Annotated in this window: 21 protein-coding genes; 10 read left to right on the top strand and 11 right to left on the bottom strand. The window is 44.2% G+C overall.

Annotated features, from left to right (window positions below):
* Positions 1-214: 214 nt before the first annotated feature.
* From AEST_RS10865 to AEST_RS10875, 3 genes are all read left to right on the top strand, one after another.
* Positions 215-664, top strand: coding sequence for a DoxX family protein (locus AEST_RS10865; protein WP_008609053.1), 450 nt, complete (start codon positions 215-217; stop codon positions 662-664).
* A gap of 55 nt (positions 665-719) precedes the next feature.
* Positions 720-1601: a LysR family transcriptional regulator gene (locus AEST_RS10870; protein ID WP_008609054.1), complete on the top strand. Its 882-nt coding sequence runs from the start codon at positions 720-722 to the stop codon at positions 1599-1601.
* Between the two features lie 287 nt (positions 1602-1888).
* A complete protein-coding gene (locus tag AEST_RS10875) occupies positions 1889-2803 on the top strand; it encodes a pirin family protein (protein ID WP_008609055.1) in 915 nt (304 codons plus the stop codon).
* Here AEST_RS10875 and AEST_RS10880 read toward each other — a convergent pair.
* From AEST_RS10880 to AEST_RS10890, 4 genes are all read right to left on the bottom strand, one after another.
* Entirely contained in the window at positions 2792-4174 is a 1383-nt protein-coding gene (locus AEST_RS10880) for an ATP-binding protein (protein ID WP_008609056.1), read from the bottom strand. The genes AEST_RS10875 and AEST_RS10880 overlap by 12 nt on opposite strands.
* Before the next feature lie 6 nt (positions 4175-4180).
* On the bottom strand, positions 4181-4336 hold the full coding sequence (locus tag AEST_RS17275) for a hypothetical protein (RefSeq protein WP_008609057.1): 156 nt from the start codon (positions 4334-4336) through the stop codon (positions 4181-4183).
* Positions 4337-4449: 113 nt separating this feature from the next.
* Positions 4450-6357 carry an alkaline phosphatase D family protein gene (locus AEST_RS10885; protein WP_008609058.1) on the bottom strand — a complete coding sequence of 636 codons (1908 nt, stop codon included), beginning with the start codon at positions 6355-6357 and terminating at the stop codon, positions 4450-4452.
* Positions 6344-7447 (bottom strand): AI-2E family transporter, encoded by a 1104-nt coding sequence (locus AEST_RS10890; protein WP_008609059.1) that lies wholly within the window; start codon positions 7445-7447, stop codon positions 6344-6346. The genes AEST_RS10885 and AEST_RS10890 overlap by 14 nt, the downstream gene beginning before the upstream one ends.
* Before the next feature lie 334 nt (positions 7448-7781).
* Between AEST_RS10890 and AEST_RS10895 the strand changes: the two genes are divergently transcribed.
* The 5 genes from AEST_RS10895 (at position 7782) to AEST_RS10915 (ending at position 14645) form a co-directional block, all read left to right on the top strand.
* On the top strand, positions 7782-8705 hold the full coding sequence (locus AEST_RS10895) for a family 14 glycosylhydrolase (protein ID WP_476496685.1): 924 nt from the start codon (positions 7782-7784) through the stop codon (positions 8703-8705).
* 98 nt (positions 8706-8803) lie between these two features.
* Entirely contained in the window at positions 8804-9556 is a 753-nt protein-coding gene (locus tag AEST_RS10900) for a substrate-binding periplasmic protein (RefSeq protein WP_008609062.1), read from the top strand.
* Positions 9557-9918: 362 nt separating this feature from the next.
* Positions 9919-11196, top strand: a complete 1278-nt coding sequence (locus tag AEST_RS10905; protein WP_008609063.1) for a tyrosine-type recombinase/integrase — start codon at positions 9919-9921, stop codon at positions 11194-11196.
* A 572-nt stretch (positions 11197-11768) separates the two neighbouring features.
* Complete coding sequence (locus AEST_RS10910; RefSeq protein ID WP_008609065.1) at positions 11769-13967, top strand: DEAD/DEAH box helicase; 2199 nt, start codon at positions 11769-11771, stop codon at positions 13965-13967.
* 6 nt (positions 13968-13973) lie between these two features.
* Positions 13974-14645, top strand: a complete 672-nt coding sequence (locus tag AEST_RS10915) for a DUF2290 domain-containing protein (RefSeq protein ID WP_039925397.1) — start codon at positions 13974-13976, stop codon at positions 14643-14645.
* Between the two features lie 36 nt (positions 14646-14681).
* Here the strand turns inward: AEST_RS10915 and AEST_RS17195 are convergent, their stop codons facing one another.
* Together AEST_RS17195 and AEST_RS10920 are read right to left on the bottom strand one after the other, a co-directional pair.
* Complete coding sequence (locus tag AEST_RS17195) at positions 14682-15476, bottom strand: hypothetical protein (protein ID WP_008609066.1); 795 nt, start codon at positions 15474-15476, stop codon at positions 14682-14684.
* Between the two features lie 34 nt (positions 15477-15510).
* Positions 15511-15732, bottom strand: a complete 222-nt coding sequence (locus tag AEST_RS10920; protein WP_039925398.1) for a hypothetical protein — start codon at positions 15730-15732, stop codon at positions 15511-15513.
* Between the two features lie 569 nt (positions 15733-16301).
* On the opposite strand from AEST_RS10920, the gene umuD reads away from it, so the two are divergent.
* Positions 16302-16736 carry a translesion error-prone DNA polymerase V autoproteolytic subunit gene (gene umuD, locus AEST_RS10925; RefSeq protein ID WP_008609067.1) on the top strand — a complete coding sequence of 145 codons (435 nt, stop codon included), beginning with the start codon at positions 16302-16304 and terminating at the stop codon, positions 16734-16736.
* On the top strand, positions 16733-18013 hold the full coding sequence (umuC, locus tag AEST_RS10930; RefSeq protein ID WP_008609068.1) for a translesion error-prone DNA polymerase V subunit UmuC: 1281 nt from the start codon (positions 16733-16735) through the stop codon (positions 18011-18013). Before umuD ends, umuC begins: the two co-directional genes overlap by 4 nt.
* 98 nt (positions 18014-18111) lie before the next feature.
* Here umuC and AEST_RS10935 read toward each other — a convergent pair whose 3' ends face one another.
* The 5 genes from AEST_RS10935 to AEST_RS10955 all read right to left on the bottom strand — a co-directional run bounded on the left by AEST_RS10935 (position 18112) and on the right by AEST_RS10955 (position 22421).
* Entirely contained in the window at positions 18112-18864 is a 753-nt protein-coding gene (locus AEST_RS10935) for a hypothetical protein (protein ID WP_008609069.1), read from the bottom strand.
* 335 nt (positions 18865-19199) lie between these two features.
* Complete coding sequence (locus AEST_RS10940) at positions 19200-20819, bottom strand: DUF2326 domain-containing protein (RefSeq protein WP_008609071.1); 1620 nt, start codon at positions 20817-20819, stop codon at positions 19200-19202.
* The gene (locus tag AEST_RS17585; protein WP_039925399.1) at positions 20812-21033 is read right to left on the bottom strand and encodes an ABC-three component system middle component 7; all 222 of its coding nucleotides are present in this window, start codon (positions 21031-21033) and stop codon (positions 20812-20814) included. The genes AEST_RS10940 and AEST_RS17585 overlap by 8 nt, the downstream gene beginning before the upstream one ends.
* The gene (locus AEST_RS10950) at positions 21017-21796 is read right to left on the bottom strand and encodes an ABC-three component system protein (protein WP_008609073.1); all 780 of its coding nucleotides are present in this window, start codon (positions 21794-21796) and stop codon (positions 21017-21019) included. The genes AEST_RS17585 and AEST_RS10950 overlap by 17 nt, the downstream gene beginning before the upstream one ends.
* Positions 21797-22196: 400 nt before the next feature.
* Positions 22197-22421, bottom strand: a complete 225-nt coding sequence (locus AEST_RS10955) for a helix-turn-helix domain-containing protein (protein ID WP_008609074.1) — start codon at positions 22419-22421, stop codon at positions 22197-22199.
* Positions 22422-22669 lie beyond the last annotated feature (248 nt).

Raw genomic sequence — 22669 nt, forward strand, 5'->3', positions numbered from 1 at the left:
GCCTGGCATCCAGAAAGACCATTAGTGGATTCTAACAAAAGTTACAGATACCACCTATAAGACTTTGGCTTAGTCCAGCAAAACATTCTGAAAATAAGAACAAATAGATAAATTATATCCAATTTTAACAATCAATAATCTGCACTATAGTTACCTCATCGACAGCAGTTAGTTCGACAACAGTAAAAAATTCACTTAATTTGAGGTTACCGATATGAATAAAGCAACAGCGTTAATGCAACAAATTACTACAACCCAAGCAGGCTGGGGTGCCTTAGCGCTGCGGGTTCCGATCGGGATTATTTTTGCGGCTCATGGCGCGCAAAAGCTTTTTGGCTGGTTTGGCGGCTACGGCCTGGAAGGGACCGGCGCCTGGATGAACAGTATTGGCTTAACTCCTGGTGTGGAAATGGCCTTTTTGGCGGGCGCGGCAGAGTTCTTTGGTGGCCTGGCGTTGATCCTCGGATTCTTAACCCGGCCTGCCGCGGCGGCACTGGCATTCGCCATGTTGGTTGCCATCTTTAGCGTACACTTTGAAAACGGTTTGTTTATGAGCAACAATGGCTACGAGTTTGGCTTAGCGTTATTAGCAGCCAGTGTCTCCTTGCTGTTCAGCGGGGCGGGTAAAGTATCTGTCGATGCGTTAATCAGCCGCAAGCACTAACTTCGCCAGGCAGTTTGCCTAAGCCGGCAAACTGCCTCTTTTGCAGGAGCGACAGATGGCACGTTCAACGTTGGAACAATGGCGGATGTTTAAAGCCGTCGCCGAACATGGTGGTTTCCATCAGGCAGCTGAAGTTGTCTATAAGAGCCAGTCTACGGTACACCACGCTGTGCTCAAACTGGAACAAACTCTTGATGTCCAGCTGTTGCAGGTGGAAGGCCGGAAAACGACGCTTACCGCTGCCGGTGAACAATTATTACGCCGGATTAACTTTTTGCTGGCCGAAGCAGATCGGATGGAAAATGTCGCACTGAATTTAAAAGCCGGCGTAGAATCCAAACTGAGTATTGCCGTGGATGAGGCCTTTCCGCGCGATATTCTCTATCAGACCCTGGCCGCCGTTTCAGCGGAATACCCGCTGATCCGGATCGAATTACTGGAGACTATCTTGTCTGGCGCCAATGAGTTATTGAGCCAGGGTAAAGCAGAAATCGCGGTCTCACCTTTTACCTTGCCGGATAATCTGAATGAGGACCTGTGTCAAATCGAGTTTATTGCCGTGGCTGGGCCGCAACACCCCCTAACTCAGCCAAGACGGGAGCTGGCTTTGGAAGAGTTGAAACAGTGCCGGCAAATCGTGTTACGTGATTCGACACAGCATCAGAAGAAAGATGTCGGCTGGTTGGGATCAGAACAACGCTGGACTGTCAGCCATGTTGCAACGTCAATTGAGTTATTACGTAAGAATTTGGGCTTCGCCTGGTTACCTAAGCACGCCGTGCAACCCTTTTTGGATAACGGTGAACTCTTACCCTTACAACTCCCCCGTGGCAGCAGCCGTACCTTCACTTTTTATTTGAATTTTAATGATGCTGATACACTTGGCCCGGTAGCACGTAGCTTCTTAGGTCACTTACGCTACCTGAGTAATGATTAGGGCGTGTTGACGTTTGCTGCTTGTTTTTGCAGCTGTTTGGCTGGTGTTTATACAAGGCAGAGCTTGTGATGTGTAGTTATTCTACATGAATAAGCGATAACGCAGTAGAAACGCCAGCCAAACGCTGCCCGAAGGGTTCGCACTGGCGGCGCTTTGCTCATTGTCACTCGTCACTTATTTAGAATAACTAAACTGCGCTCCTCGTTTCGCGATCAAAGCGCCGCCAGTGTGAACAAAATATAAGCAGCAAACGTCAACACGCCCTAACAGACCATGGAGAGCAAATAATGAGTAATCAACAACCACAGATTGATGCGGATTGTGAACTGGGGCAAAGCTGCCCTGGCATCGCGATGATTATCGAACCTAAAGCCAAAGATCTCGGTGGTTTTACCGTGCGTCGTTGTCTACCGGTGAGGCAGCAGCGTAATGTCGGTCCCTGGATCTTCTTCGACGAAATGGGCCCGGCGCAGTTTGAGGCCGGTAGCGGGGTTAATGTCAGACCCCACCCTCATATCAACCTGGCAACAGTGACTTATCTGTTTGCCGGCGAAATTCTGCACCGCGACTCGCTGGGCAGTTATCAGGCAATTCAGCCAGGTGATATTAATTTAATGGTCGCTGGGCGTGGCATCGTGCACTCTGAACGTGAACGGCCCGAAGTGCACCAACAAGCACATCCTTTGCATGGCTTGCAGTTATGGCTGGCGCTGCCAGAGGCCGACGAAGAATGTGATCCTGGTTTCTATCATTATCCCTCTGACAGTATTCCAACCCTGGAGCTGGCTGGCGTGCCAGTTCGGGTGATGATTGGCGAGGCATACGGTGTGACCTCGCCAGTGAAAACCTTCTTCGAAACACTCTATCTGGAGGCTCGTTTACAGGCAGGGCAAACGTTGAAACTGCCACCAGCCGCTGAGCGGGCGCTGTATTTAACGCACGGCGAACTGACGCTGCGGGGAAGCCGCATTCAGGCACAACAACTGGTGGTATTAAGCGCTGAGACTGAGCTGGAAGTTTGCGCCAGCACTGACTGTCAGCTGGCGCTGATTGGCGGCGAGAGCATTGGCCAACGCTTTATCGAATGGAACTTTGTTTCCAGCAGTAAAGCACGGATTGAGCAGGCCAAAGCCGACTGGCAAGCCGGACGCTTTGCCAAAGTTCCTGGCGATGAGGAAGAGTTTATTCCGTTACCGGGCTAAGTCATCAAGCCGGACACTAAACCGGGTACCAATACCTGGTTTAGAGACCACACTGATCGCGCCGTGCAGATTTTTCTGCACAATGTTATACACTATTGATAGCCCAAGCCCCGTGCCGCCGCGACCGCGTCGGGTGGTAAAAAAGGGTTCGAAGATCCGCTGCTGTGCATCTTTTGGGATGCCACAGCCATTATCGGTCACCCGGATTTGCACCCGATCTGCTGCCAGGGCTTCAGTTTCGATCACGACCAACGGCACCTTGTCAGCTGCTAAGTCTTCAAACGCATGGATACAGGCATTGGTGATAAGGTTAGTCAGCACCTGCGCAATCGCCCCGGGGTAAGAACTGAGCGTGACGCCACTATGCAGAGCCAGCTCAATCTGCACCTGATGCTGTTTACAAAAAGGCAGTAAGGTATTGACGACAGCCAGAATGTAATCATCAATCGCAAAACGATGCAGCTCGTAGTGTGACTGATCAACAGCACTCTGCTTAAATTGGCTGATTAACTCGGCTGCCCGTAACAGATTGCGTTCTACCAATTCAGCAGAGCTTTGTAATTCCGTCAACGTCTGCTGCAGCTGGCTTTTCCCCAAAGTGCCGGCGTTGATACTTTGCTGGACCGTGTTTAACAAATAATTGCAATGCGAAATCCCGGTTAAACCGATGCCAACCGGTGTGTTGACTTCATGTGCAATACCGGCAACCAAACTACCCAAGGAGGCCATTTTCTCCGATTCAATTAAATGTTGCTGGGTTTGTCTTAACTGATCCAATGTTTGCTGTAAATGCGCAGTGCGCTCTGACACCAGGCTTTCCAGACGCTCGTTGCTTCGTTCCAGTTGCTGCTGATAGCGCAAGCGTTCTGCCGCCGCTAGAATCCGACCATACAGATCAGATAAGGCGCCAACAAAGCCAGCATCCTCATCGGTCCACTGCCGCGGCGCACCGGTTTGCTCACAACAGATAATACCGATAACTTCGCCCTGATAGCGCAGTGGTACATCCAACATCGACCAGATATCTTGTGGCAACAGGTAAGACTCGGTAAATTCCGACGTTGCCGGATCCGTTCGCGCCTGACTGGCATTGATCACCCGCTTTTTATCCAGCTCAGCAAAATAGCGCGGAAACTGCTGACGACTTAATACCGGCAAGGCATCGCTGGTCCCAGCCTGCAAACAACAGATTTGCTGGCATTGGATAGCGTCACGCTGCGGGTTATATAACCAGATACTGGCCCGGCTAATTGCCAGCCCCTGCAAGCAACTTTGCAATAAACGTTGCTCTGCGCGCGCCTTATCACCGCTATCCAGCACGGGATCCATCGATAACGACAGCAGCAAGTTTTCCAGTAAATCGTTCAGCATCGGCGACTAGGCTACCCGAAAGCGTGCGGCGACTTGTTGTAAATCATTACCCAGCTGGCTTAGGTTGGTACTGGCCATCGCAGTCTGCTCACTGGCCTGAAAACCGGTTAATAATTTGGTACGCACGCTGATATTTTGCAGCGATTTAGTGAGTGCACCCATAGCAGCATATTCCTATCTGTTTGTTTTCTTTTAATTATTATTATAAGAAGCGAATTTAAACGCTTTATCAGTGTATAAGGTTTAGCTGATTTGGCAAGTTGGAGCAGCACTGATTATTCCCAGCGCCCTTCCTCTTCACGTAACACAAAGCGAATCTTACGCCCATCGGCACACAGCTGCATGACCTCTCGTGGCGAACCATCAGCATTGAGGGTGACCAGCCCGACTCCAGAAGCGTTTAGTAACCGCTCGCCGGGATCGGCCGTTTCCGGTTTGTGAGGTATTACCTGCATCCGACGGCGGCGGGTAAACCAGTTTAATGGCGAGCGTGGCGAGTACAGCCAACGGTTTAAGCGATCAAAAACATCGAGCAGTTTTTTGGGGAACTCATTCTTCAGGCCACTGCTGGTAATTTGCCACAAGTCAGGTCCACGTCTTTTACCCCTAAACCTGATATCGTAAACAAAGGAGTAGTGCACATCACCCGATAAAATAACAAAGTGCCGCGGCGTTTTCGGGTGCCGGAACAAATTGAGCATGGCATGGGCGGCACCCGGATGAGCCATCCAGTTTTCCGCATCAACCAACAGCGGCTTACCACACCAGGCAAATACCCGCTGAATGCTTTCAATTAACTTTACACCAAAAATCGGCGCCGGCGAGACCAGAATCACTGCCTCTAACCCCAACAGGCGTTGCTGCAAATCGGTAATGGCTTCCCAATCCATCAACCCAGACGGACTCTCCAGCGAGCGCTCGGAGCGCCAGCGCTGAGTGCGGGTATCCAGCACTAGCAGTGGCGGCTCGGTCGGCCACTGGTATTGCCATTGGTTAAAACGAAATAACTGCTGCAGTAATTTATCGTGCAAGTCCTGCCCCGGCTGCGCCAGCACCTGCTGTACCTGTTGCAGCAAGTCCGCACTAAAGGCTTCAGGACAATTACCCCAACCTTGACACAACAGGTAGCCCAACAAGGCATTACCAATAATCCGTACCGAAAAATCGTGGTTATAAGCAGCCTGCTCCCAGGCCGCCGTTAAATTCCAATCATCTGTAATATCATGATCGTCGAAAATCATCGCCACCGGTAAATGCGCCAAGGCTCTTCTAACCCGCGGCAACCCATCAACAAATTGCTGCAATATCTGTTGCTGTTGTTGATATTGTTGTTGCAGCTGTGCGTCCAGTTCCGGCGCAGCTGGCCATCCCCCGCTCGCCAGAACCTGTTGCCAGGGCTGCGGCGACCAAACCAATAAATACATTGCCAGCACTTCACCCAGACTAATCAGATGATTATGGGCTGAGTCTGAAGTAAATACCGGTTTACGTACTCCACCGAATACCTTAGTCACCATATCGCGGCTAAGTTTATTATCCGGCAACAAGGCTTCCCGCTTCAGATAGTAAGGCTGCCGCTGGTGCAGTTCGCCGGCACTGGCGACTTCACTGCAGGGTAGCGTTTCATCTGGCAAGCCCAGTTGCGGCAGTAAATGGTGGATGGCAACTAACATGGGTGTGGCCACATCATCAGCATAAATCTGATCGCCACTTAGCATTAACAGTGCCGGCCACTGCTCCGGCGTCGTCTCGGCCAGTAACTGCTCCACCTGCAGTAAACCATCAGCAGCAGGATGATGCGGTTTACGGCAGGAGCCGTGCAACAGTTGCCGCACATCAGGTTGTAAGACAAAAAATGGCTCAGGCTGATCGGCAAAGCACAGATCCGGCGCCCACTGCTGCCAGCTCTCACCGTTTAATAATAACTGGTAGTAAATTGGCTGCTGGGTTGGCAAGGCGGTTGGCAGGTGAATATCCAGCAACTGAAAGTACAGCTTGGCACCGGCTTTAAGTTCGGTATGTCCGGCTTTTAAATGATCTTGCGACAGTCTAATCGCGGCGCCATCTTGTGGTGTGAGCGTGAGATCGGGCCTTACCGGGGCATCGGTTGCCAGCCAAAACGTCAACCTCTCTGGCGTCAACCGCCTTAAAATGGGCCCGGCCCAAACCTTAACTGCTGCCATCCACCTCTACCCTGGAGTTTACCTCGGTTACCTCAGCGGCCGGCGGCACTTCCCGTAACCACTCACGCCACATTGCCACTAGCAGCGCCATTAGCACCGGACCAATAAATAAGCCGACCAGCCCCATAGTCTTTACCCCACCGATTAAACCAAAAAAAGTAGGTAAAAAAGGCAGCTTAATTGGCCCACCGACCAGCGTTGGCCGGATGGTTTTATCGACAATAAACAGCTCAATACTGCCCCATAAGAACAAGGCAATACCTGCCGTCAGATCGCCCGTTCCCACCAAATAAAGTGAAATCAGCGTAAACGCCAGCGGTGCCCCACCCGGGATCAAGGCCATAAAACCAGTGATCACACCAAAAGCAACCGGAGATGGCACCCCGGCAATCCAATAGGCGACACCTAGCACTATCCCCTCACCAATCGCAATCACGGTCATGCCCAGCACCGTAGAGCTTACGGTGGCAGGCACCACCCGGGAGAAACGCTGCCAACGCGCAGGTAAAATTCTCTCCCCGACCGTATCTAACTGACCCGCAAATTTATCGCCATCTTTGTAAAGAAAGAACAGTGTGATCAGCATGAATAAAATGGTTAACAAAGCGCCGGCCGTTTGCCAGCCCAGATTTAATACAGTACGCGAGATCCCGCTCAGGTGTTCACCACTAATCACACTGACTGCATGCCCCAATTGATGAGGTTCACTTAAATAATCCTGCCAAACTTGCGCCAGCCAGCTTCCTACACCCGGTAAGGCCGCAATCCAATCGGGTACTGGCGCTCCCGATTGATTCGCTGCCAATAACCATTTCATCCAGAGCTTCATTTCTGCTATCGCATAACTAAACACCCAGGTTAGCGGTACCACCAGACACAAAACAATCAGAATCAGCGCCAGCGTCGCGGCAAGGGTTGTATTATTGCCACACTGCCTGACTAACCGCTGATATACCGGCCAACTAGCAAAACAAATAATCAGCGCCGCCAGCACCGGTACCAGAAAGCCAATAAAAAAATACACGCCAGCAGCCAGAATAAGGAGCAATAACGCTCTGCTAACGGCAACATTGCTGAAGATTTGTGACATAAGGATACCCGGATTAAGGTCTTACACTCTCAGTAACTACCATAACATGGCGTAGTTTCTGGAAAACAGAATTGATAATAACACAGTGCCAGACTCTGGCGAGGTTGGCAAAGTCGCCATTTTGACAGCAGGGACTTTTCGGCCTAGAGTAGCGGGTCTTTACTTATCGGCAAGCTGTCATGCGTAAAGTGATGTTGTTCTGTTCACTGTTATTTTGTTTAACATGGCCGGTACAGGCATTACCAGAGATTAATGCCATGGCGCCCTTAATTGTCAGGGAGCGCAGTGAATTTCAGCATCAACTCAAGGTCGCAAAAAACTTGGAATAACAGCAATCTCAGTAGATGTTTGGTGGGGGCTGGTGGAGCAAGCCGGCGACCAACAATTTGTCTGGCAGTACTATGATGATGTTTTTTCAGATATTCGCGCTGCCGGACTAAAAATTATCCCCATTATGGCATTTCATCAATGCGGCGGTAATGTGGGGGACGACTGCGATATCCCGTTACCTGGCTGGATTTGGACACATTATCAAAGAAAGGGTATTGCGCCTGACAATTTACGCTATCAAAGCATCGCCACACTCAACCCAGGCTGGGGCACTGCTTATAAAAACTTCGCAGAGATCGCACTCCCAGTGTCCTGGGACCAGGCGATAGCAAGCAACCAATACCTGGTCGAGCCATCCAGGCAAGACTTTTTGCAATGGTATCACCAAGCACTGGTGGCACACGGCGCCAGGATGTTGCGCTATGCAGAATACGCTTTCCAACAGCTACCAGCCGAAATTCCATTGGGTTTTAAAATCCCCGGTATTCATTGGACAATCAACTCTGACATTGGCGCTCGTACCGCAGAGTTAGCGGCCGGTATTATTGATGCGAATGCCGCCTTCAGTTCCACACCTGAGCCGGGTTATCAGCAAATAATCGCTCTGGCAGCTCCGAAAGCCAAACAACAGCGCAAAGTTGTAGTGCATTTTACCGCGCTCGAAATGTCTGATGAGCCAGAGGGTGAGGCAGGTTCTATGCCAAGCACACTGGTGAACTGGATTGGTGCAGAAGCACGTAGACAGGGTGTTATATTAAAAGGCGAAAATGCGCTCGCCGCAGGTCTCTATCATGCCGAGGGCTGGAGTAACCTGCAACAAGTGCTACGAAATGGCAATTATCAGGGACTGACGTTATTGCGCCTTAATGACATCGTCGAGAATCCGTTAGCTGTAGCTACTCTACAACAGCTGCAGCCGGGATTTTAGTCATATTTTATTGAAATAGTTAGCCGAATTATACTTCGCTTGTTTTTCGGATATAGCATGCTAAGTTAAAAGTGCGGCGGTATTCATCTGAGGTGTAGGTGCGCGGCTTGTTATTGATTATTTTATTGATATTAACCACGGCGCCGGTGGTCGCCGATACCGGCTCACTGCGTGCTATCGTCAGTAACTCTAACGCGCCCCCTTATGCACTGTTTGACGAGAGTGGCGATCTAGCTGGGGGGATCAGCAAAGATATTCTTGAAGCTCTTGCCAGCCGCAGCACAATTACCCTGAACTTTTTACCTTTACCCCGGGGACGGGTGGAACAATGGTTACGTAGTGACGAAGCTGACATCGCCTGCTTTCTGAGTCCGGCATGGGTAGAGCAGCCAGAGCTTTTGGCTTGGAGTCCCAGCCTCTTTACAACGCGCCAGGTTATCGTAAGACGAAGTCATAGCCTTTCTATCACCCAGCTCACTGATCTATTGGGTAAGCGGGTCGGCACCGACCGTGGTTTCAGCTACCCTGAATTTGATGCAGTCTTTTCACAGCGCCTGATTATTCGGGATGACGCCATCTCACTACAAAGCAATCTGATGCGGCTGCAAAAACAGCGACTTGATGCGGTACTGACTGTGGATCGGGCTTATGAATATCATCAGCAACAATTTAATAGTGAAGGCTTGCATGCAGACCCGCTTTGGACAGCACCAGATAACGTCTACTGCGCGATTAACCCTAATCGGCCAGAATTAGCAAGTCGGGTGCAGCAAACGCTGCAGTTAATGATAGATGATGGCACTATCCAGAGGATTTTGTTGCGTTACCAACCAGCAGTTCGCAACGAGTAGTCGCTGCCTGCTATAGCACCCTGAACGCTGATATGTGAATGCTCAACGACATTGTAAAAAATGAGAGTGGCGATAATATATGATTTGGTGCCTAGGGTCGGACTCGAACCGACACGGAGTTTCCCCCGGCAGATTTTGAACAGACCTCAATTAGAATAGCATCCGACAAAACAATGAGTTACACTCATTTTTAGAAACTTTGCAAATTCTTTGCAAGAACTTCGGACTGCTATCATGCCTAAACATCAGCCATCAGAGCAACTTTTGCTCATAAAAACAGCACCTTTTGCACTCTATAACTGTTGCTCTGTTAGCCTATTTCCAACTGCCAAAGACTCGAATCCACAGCATGGAGAATGGCTATGAGTGTTCAACTTGAACGTCATGATGTTACCACAGGCTTATACATCTTCCTTCAGAATAACAGTAAACGCTGGTATGCCAGATTTGTCATCGATGGTAAGTGGTATTGCAAAGCCACTAAAGAAGAAGACAAAGATAAGGCAATAACCAAAGCTCACCGCATATTCGTTGAGCATCAGATACGGTTCGAGACAAACACACTGACTACCAGTAAGCGCTTCAAAGACGTTGCTGAAAAAGCCATTGCTACCATGAGACACGATATGGAACGTGGTGCGGGTAAAGTCATTTATGAAGACTATATAGGCTGCTTAAACAGATACCACATCCCATTTTTTGACAGGACTTTCATCACCAGCATTGACGTTGACGCACTTCGCGCCTTCGACAAGTGGCGTGAAGAAAAGATGAAACGCAAACCGGCACGCTCTACCCTTCTAACCCATAACGCAGCACTGCAACTGGTCTTTAAAGAAGCTGTTGAAAATAAGTGGATGCTGGCCTCACAAATACCAGCACTTGCAGCAGAAGGTGCAAATATGGTTCGTCGAGCAGCTTTTACACCTGCCGAATACGAACGCATTCTTGAAAAGCTCTTTGAAATGGAAGAAAACAGCCGGAAAGAGGTAACCAAGCAGATCCGTGAATTGACGCAAGACTATGCGGAATTTGTGATTAACACAGGTATGCGGCCAGGTACTGAGATAGATAACCTGACATGGGGTGATATTCATATTGAGCGACACGACGATCAGGCCACCTTCTATATAAGTGTCCGTAAGGGTAAAACCACACTACACACTGGTACTCGTGAAGTCGTATGCAAACGCAGCCTTCAACGCACAATCTGGCGCATGACAGAGCGTTTTCCAAATCGGCAGGCTAAAGATCTGCTTTTCCGATTACCAGATGGTTCGGAGACCAAAGAAATTAGCCGTACCTTTAATGCTGCACTTAAAGAACTTGGCCTTGACGAATCACCACATGGCAAAAGAACAATGTATTCACTGCGTCATTCGTTTATCACATGGGAACTGGTAGCTCAAAAGGTAACCATTGATGTACTTGCACGTCAGTGTGGTACGAGTATTGAAATGATCGAGCGTCATTACAGCCATGTAATACCGCGCATGTTTAGTCAGCAGCTGTCAGGTGTGGTAATACCCGACAAAAAGGATATCGAGAAAAAGTGGGAGCATCAGGAGTCACTGGTGAAGCTATGGAAAGATAGGTTTATCCAGTGGGAAAAGAACTACAAACGCAAAGGGTGTATATAGAAATTCAGAAAAACAGCTTGCAATGTCGATAAATAAGATGAAAATTATGATTGTGGCTAGTACCACAGACATAAATTCATGCCGTAAATTATTATCGAGTTTTTCTTGAAAAAGTAAATAATTCAAATTACTTTATGGTAACACTGAATAATATAACATGTGTCGTAAATATCAGCCTGAATCGCCGAAGGCTGACAGGTGCTAGACCGAAGAGTGCAGTACAAAAAGCGCGCAACCTTTACAAATAAATTTTTATTTGGACTATAGCTGCCTGTTAAAGACCTTAAACTAGAATTCAAAATAAGAACGCAAAACCAAATATAACCCTCTTTAATATACTATAAATAAGGTTGAACAATTTCAAAAAAATAACAATAAACACTTAACTTACACCACAGGACAAGGTGTAAGAATTTATTTATTTGAAAAGCAATCTCTAATAATCGTCATAAAAAGCTTATTTGAAAAACAAAATCAAATATAATAAACAAATATTTAACATTATCATATTTACAAATAAAATCATTGACGCTAGCTAACATAAAGATGCAAAACTATACGGATGGTAATTCATGGCAATGCAATTTTTACCCGGTTCACTAGAAATTGACAGCATTCCTTACGACTTGCAAATTTGGAACATTTTGCGAAGAACTCTTGCCAATCTAGACGGTTACTGCGCATATAAAATTCCAGTTCTAGGAGCTCCGGCACCTGAAGAAGTACCATCATTTGTAGTCGTTACTAAAGAGTATGGTATTACACTCATAGATATCGTAAGTGAAAGAATTGAGGAAATTATCGAGGATGGCAGAGTCTGGAAAACATCTGAAGGAGCAATTAATTCCAGGGACGTTATTTTAGAGCATTACAGAGATGAAATTGAATCCAGATTAAAAAGGTCTCCAAACCTATATAATAGAAAATTAAAGAAAGCCTCGGTAGATACCACATTAATAACTGTTTTTTTTGAAAATGATGAATTAGAAGTTGAAAGATTCGTTCAATCTGAAAATCTAATATCTGACGGAATTTGCATTAAGCGTTTCGAAAAAGAAATCATTGGAATAATTTCTAATAACAGATGGAATGGTTCTCAGGAGCAATTTGACGATATTTTAAGTTTGATAGAAGGAACTTGGGATTACCAAAGAGCTAACTCTAGTATTTTTGATAAAAAGCCTGAATTGATTAGCGAATTTATCTCAATGTCACTCAAAAGGACATTCAAACAAGACAGCGCACAAAGACAAGTTTCAATGCAGATACCGAATGGCCCACAACGGATTCGTGGCTTGGCAGGAACTGGCAAGACAGTAGTTCTTTCACTTAAAGCTGCCTTAGCGGCTATCAGATTACCTCAGTATAAAATATTATATTTATTTAATACACAAAGCTTATATCATTCCATAGAAAAGCAAATTGGTGACTACTACGCTAAAGAAGCAAAAAAGGCATTACCAATTGGAGCTATTGATATTTTGCACGCTTGGGGAGGAAAAACTTCAGGACAGGGTTTGTATTCCATGTTGTGTGAAATTTATGGGATATCACCACTTACACTAAGAGACATCCCCAGAGGGGGGGATCAACTTACTTCTATTTTTTCACATTTAGATGAGAGAATAGGTGACAACTTTAATCCTATATATGATTTAGTTCTCATAGATGAAGCACAAGACTTTCCAAATAAAGTTTTTGAGATTGTATATAAAATAACAAAAGATCCTAAAAGAATTGTTGTAGCGTATGATGATTTCCAATCTCTTAAAGAACTCAAAATTCGAGAATTCCATGAGTTATTTGGAAAGAAATCTAATGGAGAATTTAGATTTGATGAGGAAGCATTAGTTGGTGAGTATGAAGGTGGTATAAGCAAAGATTTCATACTACCTAATTGTTATCGTAACCCAAGAAATATTCTCATGGTTGCTCATGGTGTTGCTTTAGGAGTCAAGAGACCGAACGGTGTAGTTGATAGTGTTGATAGAGTAAAAGATTGGAAAGCTCTTGGATACCAAGTAAATTCGCCTCAATATAAAGATACTATCGTTGCAGGTGACCGAGTTGAAGTAGAAAGACTAGATAGCAATAGCTTAAATCAACTAGAAAAACTAATTAAGGATAATGAAGGACAAATTGAGAAACTAATTAATGTTAATTGCTTCTCAAATTCGAGTGAAGAGATATTATACATTGCAAATAAAATTAACAAATTAATACAAAACGAAGGGATAAAGGCTCATGAAATTTTTGTAGTTACACTAGACACCAAGAATTCAGAGGTATTCCTTAAAAGAGTTCGGTCAGCACTGAATCATTTTGAAATTAAAGCTATTATGCCTGGATATATTGAGTCAAATAGGCACTTTTATGAAGAGGGTTGCGTTGTACTAACAACGCCTTTTAGGGCTAAAGGAAATGAAACAAATATTGTTTTTGTTGCTAATTCTCATGGAGTAACTGAAGATTACTCATTCAAAATGCGCAATTCATTTTTTGTTGCTATGACAAGATCAAGAGGTTGGTGCTACATATCAGGCCATGGTGAATATATGAGAAAACTAGAGGCTGAAATAAATGCGATTACCCTTGGTTTGCCAAAATTTGAATATATAAGACCAAACGACACTGAAATTGCTCGGCGTAGACTTTTACTGTCTAAATCGTCTACTGTAAATGAGGATGATCAAACTGTATTGGAGCGCTTGAGTAGAGAAAACCCTGAGTTGCTAAGAGAGTTTATTCAGCAAAGATTAGATATGGAGTAATCGTAAATGGACTTTACGTATATTTTAAGGTCACTAAGAGATATCAACTCACATTATAAAGATATAATTTTGGAATCAAACTACATCCATGAAAATGATATAATATCTTGGCCAAACTATCGATCAGGAATACTCAACAGAAAGATCTACGGAAGTGAATACCAAAAACTAATAGACAGTCGACAATATTCATTTCTTCTTTTCGATAAATCGTTCATACAATTCTTTTTTGAAAAGGAAGGTGATCATATCACAAAAGCGAAATTAGCTTATTACCCAGTACCTCTTAAAATTTCAAATGCTTATAATGACATCCTCGAAAGCGCAGAGGAAAGCGGGTTAGACATTTTAGAAGACTTGTTTTTCGGTGTAGAAAGCTGGATTGATAAAGGCATTGATGTAGTAAATACATCTCATATAAGGCTTGATTATGACTCAAGAGTAAACTCTCACTCAAAATGTCATTTACAAGTCGGCGCAATAAATGAAATAAGAATTGACAGCCAGAAACTTTTGAATCCGTTTGTTTTCTTTGATTGGATAGTAAGCAAATTAAATTTTGAGGAATATCCTAGCTTACTTAAAAACACCAGATTTCAAGAAAATAGAACGTTTCATCTTCGGAATTATCTTGTAACAGAAGTAACTCAAGAATCACACTATTATCTTTCAAACTGAAATAAAAATTGAATATCACATGAAATTAAAAAAACTTCACCAAGAATATAAATCCACTTTTGGATAATGTGAATATACAATTTCACTTAATTTAACCCTTTGGTTAAAAAAGTCTCTCAGCGTTTCATTTACTATTTCTCGTGATTTAGTTACTGCATTCACTTCTCCAACCCTAAAAACACTTTCTCTGGCTAAATGGTAATCGCCATTATGGTTTATCCACATTCCTGAAGACTTTATCTCTTTTATAATCCGCCGCAAAGAATCTATCATTTGAATTTGAATATTGACTAAGTGAGGGAATAAAGCGCACATCTCATTTGTTGAATGGAAATTTTGGCAACGGCACAGAAAACCCTCAATTATATCTATAATATTTTTACTTATGTAATATGGATTAACTTGAATTTCGAAACTACAAAGTTCAAGGAATTTTTTTGATGCGATGCATGCATCTCTAAAATCAATTCCATATGGTTGGTTTGGCGACGTGAGACCTGATTGTCGATGTTTTTCCGCTAATAGTTGCCAATTGCTTATTGTCCCATAAGGGAATCTTTCAGGGTCTATATCAACAAGACGTGCACATGTCGGGCATAGATGAGCCCCATTCTCTAATGATTTTCGCTGTTCTTTTGTCAGCGTCTCTATATATCGAGGACCATTCCTCGCTGCACCTGAGTCGTGCGCAGCATTCCCTATTCCGTACATCGAACTTGTCTCACGGTTAAATGCATGTGTGACTTTGCCACAACCAGGCCTAACACAGCAAAAACCTACAGCTTCTCCCAGGTTTCTTTTAGTTTTTTCTGTAAAGTTATCTCTGGTCATTTGTAATTCCATTCTCAAAAAAGGTGTGAACGAATTATTCTATTCGAACATTCTTACCATGCTCTTCCATGAACTCTGCAAATGCAGACCAGCTCATACGGTACTTGTTAACGCTGTTCCCAGCAGGTAGCCATTCGATATTTCCCTTACTGATTAGCAACTCACCTAGCCTTGAACCGTCTTTTTTTATCTCAATTTCAATGTCCTTGTGTTGAACAAGTTTCGTGTGCAAGTTAATTGATACTTCATGAGCCATAGCATTTCCCTATTATAGTTATTTTTTAACGAGTCACGTTAGTGAGCTAATTTTGCACTTTAATACACATTAAAGTGCGTCATTTGCACTAAATCAGAGACAAAGTGCAGTTGTTGTATCTAACTTAGACAAATCTGATGCGCTTGTCACTACTCTAGTTAAATTTAACACTATATATACAATTTCGGAGCTTGATCACTCTAATTCATCGAGTACGCTACCGTACCAGTTTAGCAACTCCTGATAGCTATCGAATGGCGTCTTAAGTGAATAGCACGTTATGTTGTCGATACTAACAACCGATATCCTGAGCTTATGTCCTCGCCTCTCAATTTTCGGTAAGTTTAGAAGAGTCCGGCCTACTGATTTCCATCTCCATAGCTGTTGCCTGAATTGCGCTTCGCTAACCTCTATCGTTTCCATATTGAATGTCTTCATTAAATTTTACGTAAAATAAATGTAGATAAATTGAACGGCATTTTCAAATTCAACACACAACTAATCATGTACTACCGTTTTTCCTGCCTTCGCCTTATACTGTATATCCATACACTATTTCGAGGTGTGATATGTCAGCAGAAATTTTAGGCAAGGTATCAGCAGTAAGGCGCTACCTACCTATACCTTTTTACAGCAATAAGGTAGCCGCTGGGTTTCCCTCCCCTGCTCAAGACTATGTTGAGAGGACTCTGGATCTAAACGAACTCTGCATTAAGCATCCTGCTGCAACGTTTTTCGTAAAAGTCAGCGGTGATTCGTTGCAGGACGCCGGTATATATGACAGCGATATTCTGGTAGTGGATCGCGCTCTTGAGGCTAAACATGGAGATATTGTCGTCGCTGCACTTAGCAATGAGTTCACGGTTAAAGAGTTATGCTTAACACCGACTATCAGGTTGATACCACACAACCCCAAGTATCAAGCAATTGAAATTACTTCAGAGAACGAGTTAGAAATCTTCGGTGTAGTTACAAACGTGGTTCGTAATATAAGAAGGCCATGACAACGAAAACCTTTGCGCTTGTTGACTGCAATAACTTTTACGCTAGTTGCGAAAAGATGTTCAGGCCAGATCTAAGAAATGCAGCTGTTGTCGTGTTATCTAATAATGACGGCTGTGTTGTAGCTCGCTCTAAAGAAGCCAAAGCTCTTGGTATCAAGATGGGAGTACCAGCATTCCAAATCCGAGACCTGATTGATTCCGGCAAGGTATTAGCTTGTTCATCGAACTACGCACTTTATGCCGATATATCAGCTAGGGTAATGACGACGCTAGAACAACTCGCACCAGCAGTTGAAGTCTACTCGATAGATGAGGCGTTTTTGGACCTAACAGGTGTAACGAATTGCGTCGACCTAACAGCATTCGGTCAACAGGTACGGAATACGATTCAAAAGTGGATCGGCATTACCGTTTGTGTTGGCATCGCGCCGACTAAAACACTGGCTAAGTTAGCGAATCATGCAGCTAAGAAATGGCAAAAAGCCGGTGGAGTTGTTGACCTGACTGATAGAGAGAGGCAGCGCAAACTTATGAGCTTATTGCCTGTTAGTGAAGTGTGGGGAATTGGTAGCAAGTTAACGGCAAAGCTAAACAAGCTAGGCATTAACACGGTTCTCGATCTGGCCGATGCTGAACCTGCATTTATGCGCCAGCAGTTTTCAGTAGTCGTATCACGTATTGTGCAGGAGCTAAACGGTGAATCATGTTTGGAGTTGGAACAAGTAGCACCAACTAAAAAGGAGATTGTGAGTTCACGTTCATTCGGTGAAAGGATTATCTGCAAACAGCAGATGCAGGAAGCGATTAGCGAGTATGTCAGTCGTGCTTGTCAGAAACTGCGTAAAGAGCAACAAGTAGCCAAGCAGTTGAGCGTTTTTCTGCGAACCAGCCCATTTAGTGATAGAGAACGTGATCCGTACTATGCAAACAGCATCAGTACATCGCTTGTAACACCGAGCGCTGACACTCGTGATTTTATTAGTCTCGCAATCAAGCTGCTTGATAAGATCTGGCGTGACGGTTATCGGTATGCGAAGGCCGGAGTGATGCTGTCAGATTTCTATGATAAAGATGTATATCAAGGTAGCCTGTTTGAACCTGAACCACCTAGCTATCAGAGCAAGGCTCTTATGACCGTCATCGATAAACTTAACAGCAGTGGTAAGAGCAAAGTCTGGTTTGCCAGCCAAGGAATCAAGCAAGACTGGTCAATGAAGCGCGGTATGCTATCGCCACAGTACACTACCAGTTGGGTAGACTTACCTACAGCTAAATAGGTGCTTTGAGCGTGAAGCGGAAGGTTCGGTTAGTTTTGATCTGCCCCTATAATTCTGCAAATTTAAAACCTTGAGAGCACGAGAACTCTGGTCATTCCTCAGTCAACCAGATGGATTGTGCTTTCATATTTGCAAGCGAGAGGTTCGCTTATTCCCAGGGCTAATGCGTTGCCAGGAAAAATCGTTAAATGTAGCTCACTTTGATTTCCTGACCTTTTGTAGTTTTTCTCTACGGTGTAGTTAATGGTTTTATCATCAACACTGATGATGATCCGGTCTTCAGTTTGCTGCCATTGAAATGTCCACTTGTCGTTGCTCTTCGGTATGGCCTGGCGAATCATAGCCGTATGATCTTTTGCAAACTCCAGAGAAAACAGGCGAATACAGTTTGTGCTTGAGAAAGTCACCTCCGTTAAATTAACAGGAAATTGCATTTCCAGCTGTTGCTGCGCAGAGAGTAACTGTGCGCGAGGGTTTATCAAATACAGGCCAATATTGGTTTTTTTTGTATAGTAGTGGTTTTTCACTCTGTTTTGAGCAATTAAGTTTGTGTAGTAACCATGCTCGCCAATGGCATCTAAAATCTGCACCAGCGGTTCGTTATCCCCTGAATCTCGGGGATAGATAATAAAACTACCGAAGGTGAGTATAGGAGGCATCCGCTCTGAAACCTCAACGTCGAACTTTTTTTCTTTGAGGGACGCGACTATTTTGTCTATGTCTTCCTGCTCAATCTCATAGGTGTGTAGGAAAACCCTGTTGGTAGCGCAACCAGACAAGAGTGCTATCAAGATCAACAGTAGCGGGCGAAAGGTGATATGTTTTAATTTTCCAAATAAGTATACATTCAAAATATGCAGCTTCCCTTATCACTGTCTGCTGCCAAGCTGACAGCATAGTTATCAATTGTCAATTTGCAGGTAAGTCTGAAAAAAACTGCCAGCAGATCACTCGTTCAATTCTGCTCGTTTTACACTAGGAAGATAACGCCGTCCTCTTGCACTGAACAACGCCATTAATAAAGTTAAGCAGCAACAAACACCGGCTGATTATTTTCGCCATTACCTATGTCGGGCTAAGTTTTAGCTACTTCGGTAAAAAACTTCACCGAAGCACCATTTTATTGTCGACGAGTTTATTGAGCGTATCGACGCCATATTGCCATGGGATAAAGTAGCAGTGACATTTACTTCTTATCGCGCCAATCTTTATTGTAAAGAAGATCATTGTGACTCAACTTCAAGACTGAGAATTTCTTCAGCAGCTGTTCCGCTTGGCAGCCAAATTTCTTTGCCTCATCAAAAGACAAGAAAATTTGCTTTGATTTGATAACGGCCAAAATTCTGAGGATCCGCTTTATAGCAGCGACTTCAATATTCTTGTAAACGACAGAGTCGTGTATGACAAACGGCAGCCTAGTCAGAGATAGCATAGCCATGTCAAAACCGATCAAGCCAGCATATGACTTCCCAGTCCCCGAATCCGCTGGGGACGTGAAGCTATAGGAGTTAGAGCTTTTAATTCGCAATTCCGAGCTATTTCTTGTTGGACCGTAAACAACCTTGTTGAATGCCTTCAGCTTCAAATTTATTTTAGCCTCGATATCAAGGAAAATGCTTCCATAAATTTCATCTAGCCGATGCCCGGATATCTTTATAGCTTCTTCAAGTTTTGCTTTTTGCTCATAGTATTTATTTTCTTCAGCTGCCTTATCGGTAATTTCCTTCAAGTCAAATATGCGTTTAAACATGTCATCCGGCATACCTTTCGACTTCAAAGCAGTTTCAATTTGCTGTTCCAATGAAATAATCTCGGCAGTAAGAGCTGTCTCTTCCGCTTGAGCAGAAGAAAGCTCATCTTTAAGTTCCTTCTTAACGATACTTCCAATCCTCTGATGGAATGCCTCTACATTTTCGAGTCTTGTTACGTCAACGGAAGGGAAATATTCAGTAACAAGCGCAATATTGGCGGCAAGTCTCGGAGTGATACCTGAAATTTCCCGCTGCAACCTATTTATTTTTCCTTGGAGCCCATTTCTCAAATTTACAAGCTCGTCCTTACGCTGCTGCATACGCCGCAAGCCTCTGTCAAACAGAGCCTCGTAGGCATTTAGTGCCCCACTAAATCCCTGCTTGAGTTGTTCGATCTGTACAGAATTCTCAGCAATGGTCTTAGTGTTTTCTTTGTACTTAGCCTTGTTTATGCTGGGGATTATTTCCGCATTCATTGAGGCAGCGATGATCTTTTTGCGCTCTTTCTGCTCATCAATAACCTTCTTCTCAGCAAAAATATCCTTGCTGCGATCGAAGAGATCAATTAAACGGCCCACTGCTGTTCCAGAAGGCTCTTTAGGGGCGGAGATAAATGGATGATCAGGCTCAAGCCCTCCCTTTTTCCAAATGCGGGCAAACGGACTCACAATAGAGCGAAAGGAGTTTTCTAGGCTTTCTAGCCCATAGAGCTCCTTTAATCTCCTGCGGTATAACTCCACAGGCAGTTCATTAAGTCTCGCATAGTTACTACCACAGACGTACACCACATCAGAGGCGTCAGTTGAACGACTGAAAAAATAAGGCTTCCCTGAAAATACAAATGAAAAATTATAGTGATGATGACCAAGTGCTCTAATGACCCCCGCCTCATCTTCAAGGAAGCTGTCGCCGCCTTGGACGAAGTCTATAACCATCAACGCCGTAGACTTGCCGATGGAATTCTTAGCATCATCATCGCCCAAGATGATATTGAGCCCTTTATGAAAAGTAATTCTTGCATGATTGAAGAAGGGGCACTGAATCTCTTTAAGCATATTCAATCAACCCTGTATTATCATCAATATTCAGCAACCCCAAAACGTACAAGACATCAAGCGCATGGAGAAACTCGCTAGCATCGTAGAACACATCTTTTGTTCTGCCATATACATCAAGAACACTTTCGATGTCATTTTTATTGGTCAGAATACATTTCATCTTGAAGATAGTGGACTCTTCAAGCCTCGTAAACTTACTTGGTACCAACATCGAAAACCTCACAATTCTGAACGAAAAAAGAAGTTAGCACCTTCGCAGCCAAGATTGACTTATTGGTTCTCATACTGATCCATTGTGAAATGTAATTGAATACTAGATCCTTGTTTTCAGGATTTTGCTTGTTCATTACAAGGTAGTACGAGTTAATTTGATTTTGAAGAATCCTGACGGAGGCTTGATCTTGTTTCTCCAGCTTACAAATGTGATCCCGTATTCGCACATAGAAGCTGATAGCATTAAATTTTATTTCACGCTTTTGAAGTGGGCTCATACCTGTTTTCAACTTTCTATCCACTGTTGAAATGTCAAAATTTGTAGGCGACAGTACAGCTTCATCAGAATCAAATGCAGCAATTGCATCCAATATTTCGTAGACTTCATCTTGAATTGTGTGCTGCGATGCAGTGAGTTTTGCTCTTGCCTCACTCAGATATCTATCCTTATTTTCTCTGAGCCTTATTAGCTCATCCAGCTTAAAATCTTTGTCGTATTTAGTATGGCACGTTGGACATAGAGCAATGACGTTTTCAAGAGAGTTAATGTCAGGAGGAACGGGATACCCGATGAGCGCATTGGTCTGTGACTGGTTAGGATTCAATGGGTAAATATGAGCAACTTCATAGCCCTTACTTGGTTTTTTTGATCCATTCTTCTGAAAAAGAATTGGCTGTGTGCATAATGGACAGCACCCTCCAGTTTCCGCATAGAGAATACTGTGCTCATTATCACTATAGCTATCCCTCTTTTTTGCCATCTATAGATCCTTGCCTCAAAACGTCAACACTTTCGGAAATACTACTAGTTATCAATGCCGGTTCAACGTTTAACATTTGTATAATGTACTGGCACGCTTTCTCTAGTATTACCAGATGACACAGCAACTACAACGTATTAATTAAAATTAATAACAAACGACGACTGCTAGTTACGACCAAAAGCGTGTTGAAGCATTATTACTTTTACCTAGCCTGGTATTTTTAGTTTAGTCCTCGCTAAGTATCTAAATTTGAGTTTTTCCTTCTTCAGCAACAAAGAAATGTGCCTGTTGGTTTGTAAAAAGCGTGCCTGTTTTATGGTGAAAAGCAAAAACACTGTGTATTCGCTTTGATGTTAATTCAATGACCGCTATTGACACAAAGTGAAAATAAGACGAATTAATTTTCGGGCAGATATTCAGGCAACAACTCGCGCGGATCAATCTTGATATAAGCCGCAATCTTGCAAAGCATCTCGACAGTGATATTAACTTCTCCGCGTTCAATCCGACCAATGTAGCTGCGATCAATATTCGCGTTAAGCGCAAGGTTGTCCTGGCTCAAGCCAATCTCAACTCTTCTCTTGCGAATATTCTCACCTAATTGCTTTGCCAGATCAGCCATTGTGCGCTCTCAAAATCGGGAGCAGACACTATGGTAAATAGAGGATTAACCTGCCACGGACTATAGTCCTCATTAGCAAGATTTAATATTTAAGATTAATCAGATCATGAGCTTAGCGTCCACTAGCTCAAGTCACGTTAAAGTTTTCAGGTTTCGGAACGATAACTAAGACAAATGAGGACTATAGTCCTCAATTAGTGATTTTAAGGCAAGTAATGCCTATCTCTAACCTATTTCATGGATAGTCT

It is taken from the genome of Alishewanella aestuarii B11 (assembly GCF_000280055.1).
GTDB lineage: Bacteria > Pseudomonadota > Gammaproteobacteria > Enterobacterales > Alteromonadaceae > Alishewanella > Alishewanella aestuarii.